The following is a 9,645-nucleotide window of genomic DNA, read 5'->3' on the forward strand; positions in this document are numbered from 1 at the left end:
GCGGACAGCGCGAGCACCACCCGCCGGTCGGGCCGGCGGGAGCGGCGCTGCCGCAGCCGGGGGTCGAGGTCGTCGCCGTCGACGGGCGCGAGCAGGGTGTCGTGCAGGGCCTCGCGCCCCGCGCCGGGGCCGGGGCCCGCTGCGGGGCCGGCCGGGGCGGCGACGGGGGAGGTGCTGGGATCGGTCACGGGTCGTCCTCCAGGGGTGGTGGGTCGGTCACTCGTGCCGCAGCGCGTCGACGGGACGCAGCCGCGCGGCGCGGTGGGCGGGGTAACCGCCGAAGAAGAGGCCGATGGCGACGCAGACACCGAGCGCCACCACGACCGATGCGGGCACCACGACCGGCTGGATGCCGGAGATCTCCAGCCGGCTGAGCGCGAGCCCCAGGGCGACGCCGAGGCCACCACCGAGCAGGCTGAGCAGCACCGCCTCGAGGAGGAACTGCCCCAGCACCGCGGCCGGGGTCGCCCCCAGCGCCTTGCGCACGCCGATCTCGCGCGTGCGCTCGGTGACGCTGACGAGCATGATGTTGGTGACACCGACGCCACCGACGAGCAGGCTGATCGCCGCGATCGCCCCGAGCAGCACCGTGAACGTGCGGGTGGTCTCCTGCGCGGTGGACAGCAGCGCCGAGGCGCTCGTGACGGTGAAGCCCGCCTCCTGCCCGTCCGCCGCGGGGTGCCGGTCGGCCAGCACCGCGGAGACCTGGGCGGCGGCCCCGTCCGCCACCTCCGCGCTGCGGGCCTGCACCGTGATCGAGGAGATGCTGCCGAAGCCGGTGAGGGAGCGCTGCAGCGTCGTCAGGGGCGCGATGACCACCGCGTCGGCGTCGGCGCCGCCGCCACTGCTCGTGCCCTCCGACGCCACCACCCCCACCACCGTGAACGGCACGCCGTCGAGCAGGACCTGCCGGCCGACCGGGCTGGCGCCGGCGAAGACGTCGGTGGCGACGCTGCTGCCCAGCAGCACGACCTTGCGGGCGGCGTCGACGTCGGCGGTGGTGAACGGCTCGCCGGCGCTCACCCCGTAGGAGGAGGCGTCGAGGTAGCCCGGGCGGGTGCCCACGACCTGGGTCGTCGTGCTCGTGCCGCCGGAGGAGACCGTGGCCGAGGTGCTGACCACCGGCACCGCCGACGCCACGTCGGGGCTCTCGGGGCCGACCAGGGCGTCGGCGTCGGCCACGGTGAGCGAGGCCGAGCTCGCGGCGCCCTGCCCGAAGGTCGCGCCGCCGCTGCGCACCGTGATCGTCGTCGTGCCGAGGCCGGAGATGCGCTGCTGCACCGACGCCGAGGCGCCGTTGCCGACGGCCACGACGACGATGACGGCCGCCACGCCGATCAGGACGCCCAGCGTCGTCAGCACCGTCCGCATCTTGTTCGCCGCGATGCCGAGCAGGGCGAAGCGCGCCGCCTGCCCCACCTCAGGCCACCCCCGCCGCGAGGGGCGCCGGCGCCACCGGCTGCTGGCGGCGGTCGGAGACGATGCGCCCGTCCCGCACGACCACCACCCGCTCGGCGTGCGCGGCGACCTCGTCCTCGTGGGTGATGAGGACGATCGTGCGCCCGTGCCGGTGCAGCTGCCCGAACAGGGCGAGGACGTCCGCGGTGGACCGGGTGTCCAGGTTGCCCGTGGGTTCGTCCGCCAGCAGCAGCGCGGGGGCCGTCACCAGGGCGCGGGCCACCGCCACCCGCTGCTGCTGCCCGCCGGAGAGCTCGTTGGGGCGGTGGCCGGCGCGGTCGGACAGCCCCACCAGGTCCAGCGCGGCCAGGGCCCGCTGCCGCCGCTGCGCCCGGCCGACGCCGGCGTAGGCCAGCGGCAGCTCCACGTTCGCCACCGCGCTCGTGCGGGGCAGCAGGTGGAACGCCTGGAAGACGAAGCCCAGCTTGCGGTTGCGCACCAGGGCCAGGCCGGTCTCGTCGAGCTCGCCGACGTCCACCCCGTCGAGCAGGTAGGTGCCGGAGGTGGGGGTGTCGAGGCAGCCGAGCAGGTTCATGAGCGTGGACTTGCCCGACCCGGACGGACCCATGATCGCGACGAACTCGCCGCGCCGGACGACGAGGTCGACCCCGCGCAGGGCCTCCACGGCGGTGTCCCCGGATCCGTAGCGCTTGCGCAGGTCGTGGACGGCCAGGGCCGGGGTGCCGGTGCCGCCGGTGCTCATCGGGTGCCGCCCGGGGCGGCGCCACCGAACCCGCCGGGGGCGGCGCCGGTGCCGCCGAAGCCGCCGCCGGTGCCGAGACCGCCCTGGGTGCCGGTGCGCTGCGTGGTGCCCGTGGAGGTCGTCGTGGTGAGGGTGGGCAGCAGCACCTGCTCGCCCGCGGTGAGCCCCTCGGTGATCTCCGTGGCGGTGTCGCCGACGACACCCGTGGACACGGTGCGCCGCTGCTGGGAGCTCCGCCCGTCGGTGCCGGTCGTGACGACGGTGACGGTGCCGGTGCCGGTGCCGGTCGAGGTGACGGCCGCGCTGGGCACGGTGACGACGCCGGTGGCGGACTCGGTCGTGACGACGATGCTGGCCGTCTGCCCGACGCGGACGCCCTCGGGCAGCGAGTCCAGCGAGATCGTGACGGGGAACTGCACGACGCCGTTCGTCGCGGTGCCGGTCAGGCCGATCGCGGCGACCCTGCCGGGGCTGCTGGTGCCCGTCGCGTTGAGCGTGACGGTCGCGGTCTGCCCGGTGGCGAGGGAGGCGACGTCGCTCTCGGAGAAGTCGGCCTCGACCTGCAGGGCGGACAGGTCGGCGAGGACGACGAAGGCGCTGGAGGTGCTGGAGGTGCCCGACTGCCCGCCGGCCGCGGCCGCGCTGCCGGTGGAGCCGGAGCCCGCGGTGTCGCCGACGACGCCGTTGACCTCGAGCACGGTGCCGGCCATGGGGGCCGTCAGGGTGGTGCCGTCGAGGGTGGCCTGCGCCTCCTGCACGGCCAGCTCCGCCTTGTCGTGGGAGGCCTGGGCCTGGGCCACCGACTGCGCCGAGCCGCCGGTGCCGCTGCCGGTGGCGCTGCCGCTCGCCGCGCCGGCCGTCTCCCCGGCGGCCTCGGCGGCGTCCTCGGCCTCCTCGGCGGCCTCGGCGGCGTCCTCGGCGTCCTGCGCCGCCTCGAGGGCGTCGGCGGCGGAGTCGAGGTCTGCGCGGGCCTGCTCCAGCGCCAGCTCCGCGGCGGCGGTGTCGATGCGGGCGAGCACGTCGCCCTCGGCCACCACCTGGCCCACGGTGACCGCCACGGCCGTGACGGTCCCGGAGCCGGTGAAGCTGGCCGTGGCCTGCTTCGGCGCGGTGACGGTGCCGGAGGCGGTGACGGTGGCGGAGACGTCGCCGGTGGTGGCGGCGCTGGTGCGCACGGTGGCGGCCTGGGCGTCGCCACCGCCGCCGGCCAGCAGGAACCAGGCCGCGACGGCGCAGGCGAGGACGACGGCTGTCAGGGCGGCGTACTGCCACCGCAGGCGGGAGAGGAGGGGCACGAGGCGTGAGGGTCGACCGCCCGCCCCGGAGCGGGGTGTGAGCGACCTGTGGCAGGGCTGTGGGAGCTGTCCGCGCGCTGTGCGCGCCACCCGCCCGGCGCAGTCCCGCCCGCACCCGCGCCGGGCGGAACCGCGCCGGCCGCGGTCAGCGGGTCACAGCGCGCCCTTGGCGGGATCGCCCGCGGGGGCGGGGTCGGCGACGACGACCTCGGTGGGCACGGCGAGGTCGTCGCCGAGCAGCTCGTCCAGCCGGCGCAGCGGCCCGCCCGCCGCGTGCGCGGCCAGCGCCTCGCGCGAGGTCCACTTCTCGACCATGTACAGCTTCTCCGCGCCCTGCTCCCCGCCCACCTGCAGGGCGTAGAGCAGGCAGCCCTCCTCCTGGTGGACGTCGCCGATGATCTGCTCGAAGGCGGCGCGCACCGCGGCGGCGCGGCCGGGCTTGGGCGTGATGGTGGCCAGGACGGTGATCGTCACGGGGTCCTCCGGATCGGGGTTCGGGCACGGGGTTCGGGCACGGGCACCGGGCGCGGGCCCGGGCGCCGGGGCGGTCGGCCCGCCCCCGCGGATCCTGCCGCCCGCGGGCTCCCGCCGCCGCGCCGGGTGCGCCGTGCGGTGCGGCGCACCCGGCGACGTAGCCTTGGGAGCGTGCCCGCTCCCGCCGCCCGCGTCCTCCTGACGCGCCGGGGGGTGCTCCTGACCGCCGTCTGCCTGCTCGTCGTGGCCGCGTGCGGTGTGCTCGGCACCTGGCAGTGGCAGCGCGGCAACGTCGTCCTGTCCTCGCCCGCCGCCGCGCACCCCGTCGTCGACGTGCAGGGGGTCGTGGGCCGCACCGACCCCCTCACCGTCGAGGAGGTCGGCCGCCGGGTGCGCCTGGTGGGCACGTGGGACGAGGACGTGCAGCTCCTGCTGCCGCGCCGGCGGCTGGAGGGCGCCGAGGGGTCCTGGGTGCTGGGCGTCGTGCGCCTGGCCGACGGCAGCGGGGTGCCCGTCGTGCGCGGCTGGGTCCCCGCGGGCACCACCGCCGCGCCCCCGGCCGCGGGTGCGGCCGACCTCGTGGGCGTCGTGCAGCCGCCGGAGGCCAGCGACGACGCGCCCGGCAGCGGCCCGCTGCCCGACGGGCAGGTGTGGGTCGCCAGCCCTGCCCTCCTCGTCAACCGCGTCGGCTACCCGCTGCTGCCCGCCTACGCCGTGGCCACCACCGCCGGGGCGCCGCTGCGCGTGGCGCCGCCGGAGGAGGCGGGCAGCGCCGAGCGGCGGCTGGACTGGCGCAACCTGGCCTACGCCGCCCAGTGGGCGGTCTTCGGCGGTTTCGCCGTCCTCGTGTGGGTGCGCGCGCTGCGCGACGAGGTGGGCGCACCCACCGGCCCCGTGGCCGGCGCCGGTCCGCCCGACCCCGCACCCGGCCCGGCGCCCGACCCCGCGCCCGGCCCGGCCTGCGACCACGATCCGCACCACGTCCACGACGGCGGCGACCAGTTGCTGGAGGAGCACACCCGATGAGCAGTGAGAACAGCACCCGCGACGCCCGTCCCGCGGCGTCCCCCGCCCCCCTCGGCGACCCGCGCAAGGTGGCCGCGGCGCTGCTGCGCTACCGGGTCGCGGCGTGGCTGACGGGCATCGGGCTGCTCGTGCTGACCCTCGTCGGGATGCCGCAGAAGTACCTCGACGTCATGGGCGGCGGCGACCTCGTCGTGCGCGCGATGGGCCCCATCCACGGCACGCTGTACGTCCTCCTGCTCATCACCACCTTCGACCTGGGCACGCGGGTGCGCTGGTCGGTCTCGCGCATGGTCCTCACCGCGCTGGCCGGCACCGTGCCCTTCCTCTCGTTCTACGCCGAGCGGGTCAACCAGCGCGCCGTCGCCGGCCAGCTCGGGCGCCGGTGAGCGCAGCGCGCGCGAGCACCCGGCGGCTGCAGCGCGTCGTCGTCCACGCCGTCCTGCGCTCGGGGGAGCACCTGTTCGTGGTGCCCGGCCCGCACGACGGCGTGGGCGGCGACGGGCCCGGCGACGTGCTGCCCGCGGTGGTGCTGCGGCACGGGGAGTCGCCCTCGGAGGGGCTGCGGCGGGCGCTGGCCGCGGCCGGGGTGGGCGGGGTCCGCACGGGGGCGCCGCTGTCGGCCCGCAGCGTCGTGTCGCGCCGCGTGACGCCGGGCGGACCGCTCGACGTGCACACCGTGCACCTCGTGCACGCCGTGACCCTGCTGCACGGCGGGCACCTGGGCGATCCCCCGCGCGGGGACCGGCACGGCCGCTGGGTGCAGGCCGCCGCGCTGCCGGAGCTGCCCGTGGCCGCCGACGGGGCGTTCGCCGCGGCGGTGGAGCAGGCACCGGGGGCGCCGGGGGAGGACGGGGCGCCGGTGCGGCGCCAGCGGCTGGCCGCCTACGCGGTCGTCGTGGCCGGGGAGCGGATGCTGCTGACCCGGCTGTCGCCGCGCACGCCGTCGCCGGGGCGCTGGACGCTGCCCGGCGGCGGGGTCGACCACGGCGAGCACCCCTGCGACGCCGCGGTGCGGGAGGTGCGGGAGGAGACGGGGATGGACGTCGACGTCGACGCCCTCGTGGAGGTCGGCTCGGAGCACTTCACGGGCCGCTCGCCCGCGGGGGTGCTGGAGGACTTCCACGCGCTGCGCGTCGTCGTGACGGCCACGGCGCGGCAGGTGCGCGAGCCGGTGGTGCTGGACGTGGGCGGCAGCACGGACCTGGCGCGGTGGGTGCCGCTGGAGCAGGCGCCCTCGCTGGGGCTGGTGGGCGTCGCGGCCCGCGGCCTGCAGGTGGCCCGCCGGGCGGTGGGGCAGGCCGCCGGGGCCTGACCCACCCGCCCGGGCCGCGGTTCAGCCGGTCGGCTCGGAGCGCGGCATCCCGTCCGTGGTGTCGTCGGGGTCCTCGTCGGCGCCGAGGGTGGGGTCGGCGGCACCGGTGGTGGTGTCCGGCACGACGTCCTGGGAGGGGCCCTGACCGGTGTCCGGGGTGCGGGCCCGGCGCGCGGACTCGTCGTCGCCGTGCACCTCCCGCTGCACCTCGGTGGCGACCCGCTCCTCGATCTCGTCGACGACCGCCGGCAGGTCCGCGCCCGGGGGTGGCGGCACCTCCCGCGGCACGGGGGTGTCGGCGGGTGCGTCGCTGCTCATCGTGCGTCCTCTCCGTCGGGGGCGGCCTTCCCGCGGCCCACCGTAGCCGCGCGGGCGCCGGCGGGCGCCCCCGCGGCGGTCCGCTCCAGCGCGGCCCCCTCCACGTCCAGCACGGGCAGCCAGGTCAGCCAGCGCGGCAGCCACCACGCCGCGCCGCCCAGCAGGGACAGCGCCGCGGGCACCGCCACCATCCGCACGACGATGGCGTCGGCGAGGATGCCGATCGCGAGGGCGAAGGCGATCGGCTTGACGGTGGCGTCGCCCTCGGGCACGAACCCGGCGAAGACGGCGAACATGATCGCGGCGGCGGCGACGACGACGGGGGCGGCCTGCCGGAAACCGGTGCGCACGGCCTCGCGGGGGGCGCTGCCGTGGGCGTGGGCCTCGTGCATCCGGGAGACGAGGAACACCTGGTAGTCCATCGCCAGGCCGAAGAGGATCCCCACGACGATGATCGGCGCCATGCTCAGCAGCGGCCCGGTGACGTCGGAGTTCACCAGCTGCTGCAGCCACCCCCACTGGAACACCGCGGTCGTGGCGCCCAGCGCCGAGCCGATGGTGAGCAGGAAGCCGAGCACCGCGGTGACGGGCACGAGGACCGAGCGGAAGACGAGCACGAGCAGCAGCAGGGCGAGGCCGACGACGAGCACGAGGTAGCGCGGCAGGGCGTCGCGCAGCTGCTGGGAGACGTCGACGCTGACGGCCGTCTGCCCGGTGACGTAGGTGCGCAGGCCGCCGGACTCCTCCGCGTCGAGGCGGTCGCGGATGGCGTGCACGAGGTCGGTCGTGGCCGGGTCGGTCGGCGCCGTGGTCGGGATGACGGTGACGAGCGCGGCGCTGCCGTCCGCGTTGGGCTGCGGCAGGGCCAGCGCCACGCCCTCCAGCGCGCCGAGCTCCTGCGCGACGGGGGCGGCGCGCTCGGCGGAGGGGGTGCCGTCGAGCAGGACGAGCAGCGGGCCGTTGACGCCGGGGCCGAACCGCTCGCCGATGAGGTCGTACGCCTTGCGCTGGGTGGAGCCCGGGGCGGCGGTGCTGTCGTCGGGCAGGCTGGTCTGCATGTCGGCCACCGGGATCGAGACGACCCCGAGGACGACGACCGCGGCGAGCAGGCTGAGCCAGCGGTGGCGCGTGACGGTGGTGCCCCAGCGCTCCAGGAGCGGGTGGGAGGCGGTGGCGGCCGCGTCGGCGGGCGTGGCGGCGCGCAGCCGGCGCGGCAGGAGGCGCCGGCCCAGCAGGGCCAGGGCGGCGGGCACCAGGGTGGTCGCCACGAGCACGGCGACGACGACGGTGGCGGCGGCGGCGAGGCCCATCTGGGTGAGGAAGGGGATGCCGGCCACGACGAGGCCGGCCAGGGCGATGACGACGGTGGTGCCGGCGGTCACCACGGCCGAGCCCGCGGTGCCGGTGGCCAGGGCGACGGCCTCCCCGACGTCGCGGCCGGCGAGCAGCTCGGAGCGGTAGCGGGAGCCGATGAAGAGGGCGTAGTCGATGCCGACCGCGAGCCCGAGCATGATCGCCAGGATCGGCGTCGTGGACTGCAGCTCGACGAGCCCGGTGAGGGCGGTGATGCCCGCCGCGCCGATGCCGACGCCCACGACGGCGGTGAGCAGGTTCATGCCCGCGGCCACGAGCGAGCCGTAGGTGATGGTGAGCACGACGAGCGCCACGGCGACGCCGACGAACTCGCCGATGCCGCCGACCTCGCTGACGGCCTGGGTCGCCTCGCCGCCGACCTCGACGGTCAGGCCGCCGGCGCGGGCCTCGGCGACGGCGTCGAACAGCGCGTCGCGGGCCTCCTCCGTGACCTCGGGCTGGATGACCTCGTACGTGACGGTGCTGTACGCGGCCCGCTGGTCGGGGGAGACGGCGGGCGCGGCGGGGTCGAGGGGGTTGCTCGCGGAGGACACCTGCGGCAGGTCGCCGAGCCCGGCCACGACCTCGGCGACCTGCGCGGCGTTGGCGGGGTCGGTGACGAGCTGGCCCTCGGGGGCGTCGAAGACGACGCGGGCGGTGGCCCCGTCGGCGCCGGTGGCGGGGAAGCGCTCGTCGAGCAGGCCGAGGGCGTCGGTGGACTCCTGCCCCGGGATGGAGAAGGTGGAGACGTAGGGCTTCTGCAGGGTGAGCGCCGCGACGCCCGCGGCGACGAGCAGCAGCACCCAGACGAGCACGACGGCGACGCGGTGCCGGTGCGCGCCGGCGCCCAGGCGGTGCAGGAAGGTGGCCAAGGTCGGTCCTCTCTGGAGCGCTCCGGGGTGGGCCCGGGCGCGGGGTCAGCGGGAGCCGGCGGCGTCGGCGGCGGGGTCGGGGTCGGGGTCGGCGGCGGGGTGGCCGAGGGCGGCCAGGGTGGTGGCGGTCACGAGGGGGCGCAGCCGCTCGGGGGGCTCCTCCAGCGGGGCCATGGCGGTCACGGCGAGGCTGCCGAGCGCGGCGAGGACCTGCAGGCGGCGCAGCAGGGGCGCGTCGGGGTCGGTGGCGAAGGCGGCGAAGAAGCGCTCGGGCACGTCGGACATGCGCTGCCCGGCCGCGGTGCCGGCGAGGGTGGTGCACAGGGCCAGGACGAGGCAGACGTAGCCGGGGCGGCCGACGGCCATCTCGACGAAGCGGCGCACGACCTGCACGTCGCGCGCGGGGCCGGGCGGCAGGTCGCGCACGGCGGCGTGGACCTCGTCCACGGCGGCGGTGCAGCTCGTCGCGACGGCCTCCAGCAGGGCCTCCTTGGAGGGGAAGCGGTGCAGCAGGCCGGTCTTGGAGTAGCCGACGGCGTCGGCGATGCGCTGCAGCGAGGTCTGCTCGTACCCGTGCTGCGCGATGAGGGCGGCGGCCGCCTCGATGATCTCCGCGTCGATCTCCTGGCTCGTGGCGCGGGGCACGCGGACCACTGTAGTCCGGGATGGACCGGAGCGGTCCACCGGCGGGCGGGGCGGCGCCCACCCGACCACGGTAGGCGCGGCGCCCCCGGCTGTCGTGCCGCGCGCCTAGGCTGTCCTCCCGATGAGCACCCTGTTCGACGACCTCCCCCTCGGCCGGCCCGCGGGCGGCACCACCGCCCCCGGCGCACC

10 protein-coding genes and 1 pseudogene are annotated in these 9,645 nt (G+C 77.4%); 3 read left to right on the top strand and 8 right to left on the bottom strand.

Annotated elements, in window-relative coordinates:
- From ABEB16_RS16595 to ABEB16_RS16615, 5 genes and pseudogenes are all read right to left on the bottom strand, one after another.
- Window positions 1-188: pseudogene (locus ABEB16_RS16595) on the bottom strand (hypothetical protein); the annotation flags it as partial.
- Window positions 189-216: 28 nt separating this feature from the next.
- Window positions 217-1,371 carry an ABC transporter permease gene (locus tag ABEB16_RS16600; protein WP_345713342.1) on the bottom strand — a complete coding sequence of 385 codons (1,155 nt, stop codon included), beginning with the start codon at window positions 1,369-1,371 and terminating at the stop codon, window positions 217-219.
- 49 nt (window positions 1,372-1,420) lie between these two features.
- Window positions 1,421-2,161, bottom strand: coding sequence for an ABC transporter ATP-binding protein (locus tag ABEB16_RS16605; RefSeq protein WP_345713333.1), 741 nt, complete (start codon window positions 2,159-2,161; stop codon window positions 1,421-1,423).
- Window positions 2,158-3,456 (bottom strand): efflux RND transporter periplasmic adaptor subunit, encoded by a 1,299-nt coding sequence (locus ABEB16_RS16610; RefSeq protein WP_345713334.1) that lies wholly within the window; start codon window positions 3,454-3,456, stop codon window positions 2,158-2,160. Before ABEB16_RS16610 ends, ABEB16_RS16605 begins: the two co-directional genes overlap by 4 nt.
- Before the next feature lie 153 nt (window positions 3,457-3,609).
- Entirely contained in the window at window positions 3,610-3,930 is a 321-nt protein-coding gene (locus ABEB16_RS16615; RefSeq protein WP_345713335.1) for a putative quinol monooxygenase, read from the bottom strand.
- 171 nt (window positions 3,931-4,101) lie between these two features.
- Between ABEB16_RS16615 and ABEB16_RS16620 the strand changes: the two genes are divergently transcribed.
- Genes ABEB16_RS16620 through ABEB16_RS16630 form a run of 3 tightly spaced genes read left to right on the top strand, consistent with a single transcriptional unit; the run spans window position 4,102 to window position 6,268 of the window.
- Complete coding sequence (locus ABEB16_RS16620; protein WP_345713336.1) at window positions 4,102-4,956, top strand: SURF1 family protein; 855 nt, start codon at window positions 4,102-4,104, stop codon at window positions 4,954-4,956.
- On the top strand, window positions 4,953-5,342 hold the full coding sequence (locus ABEB16_RS16625; RefSeq protein ID WP_345713337.1) for a DUF3817 domain-containing protein: 390 nt from the start codon (window positions 4,953-4,955) through the stop codon (window positions 5,340-5,342). The genes ABEB16_RS16620 and ABEB16_RS16625 overlap by 4 nt, the downstream gene beginning before the upstream one ends.
- Complete coding sequence (locus tag ABEB16_RS16630) at window positions 5,339-6,268, top strand: NUDIX domain-containing protein (protein WP_345713338.1); 930 nt, start codon at window positions 5,339-5,341, stop codon at window positions 6,266-6,268. Before ABEB16_RS16625 ends, ABEB16_RS16630 begins: the two co-directional genes overlap by 4 nt.
- A 21-nt stretch (window positions 6,269-6,289) precedes the next feature.
- Here ABEB16_RS16630 and ABEB16_RS16635 read toward each other — a convergent pair whose 3' ends face one another.
- Genes ABEB16_RS16635 through ABEB16_RS16645 form a run of 3 tightly spaced genes read right to left on the bottom strand, consistent with a single transcriptional unit; the run spans window position 6,290 to window position 9,456 of the window.
- Window positions 6,290-6,586 carry a hypothetical protein gene (locus ABEB16_RS16635; protein ID WP_345713339.1) on the bottom strand — a complete coding sequence of 99 codons (297 nt, stop codon included), beginning with the start codon at window positions 6,584-6,586 and terminating at the stop codon, window positions 6,290-6,292.
- Window positions 6,583-8,811, bottom strand: coding sequence for an MMPL family transporter (locus tag ABEB16_RS16640; protein WP_345713340.1), 2,229 nt, complete (start codon window positions 8,809-8,811; stop codon window positions 6,583-6,585). The genes ABEB16_RS16635 and ABEB16_RS16640 overlap by 4 nt, the downstream gene beginning before the upstream one ends.
- A gap of 45 nt (window positions 8,812-8,856) precedes the next feature.
- Complete coding sequence (locus ABEB16_RS16645; RefSeq protein ID WP_345713341.1) at window positions 8,857-9,456, bottom strand: TetR/AcrR family transcriptional regulator; 600 nt, start codon at window positions 9,454-9,456, stop codon at window positions 8,857-8,859.
- Window positions 9,457-9,645: the final 189 nt, after the last annotated feature.

It is taken from the genome of Kineococcus glutinatus (assembly GCF_039542765.1).
Taxonomy (GTDB): domain Bacteria; phylum Actinomycetota; class Actinomycetes; order Actinomycetales; family Kineococcaceae; genus Kineococcus_A; species Kineococcus_A glutinatus.

Excerpts from the sequence above, each read along its gene's own strand:
- ABEB16_RS16605 (WP_345713333.1), bottom strand. The coding sequence starts at position 2,161 with ATGAGCACCGGCGGCACCGGCACCCCGGCCCTGGCCGTCCACGACCTG.
- ABEB16_RS16625 (WP_345713337.1), top strand. The coding sequence starts at position 4,953 with ATGAGCAGTGAGAACAGCACCCGCGACGCCCGTCCCGCGGCGTCCCCC.
- ABEB16_RS16600 (WP_345713342.1), bottom strand. The coding sequence starts at position 1,371 with ATGCGGACGGTGCTGACGACGCTGGGCGTCCTGATCGGCGTGGCGGCC.
- ABEB16_RS16635 (WP_345713339.1), bottom strand. The coding sequence starts at position 6,586 with ATGAGCAGCGACGCACCCGCCGACACCCCCGTGCCGCGGGAGGTGCCG.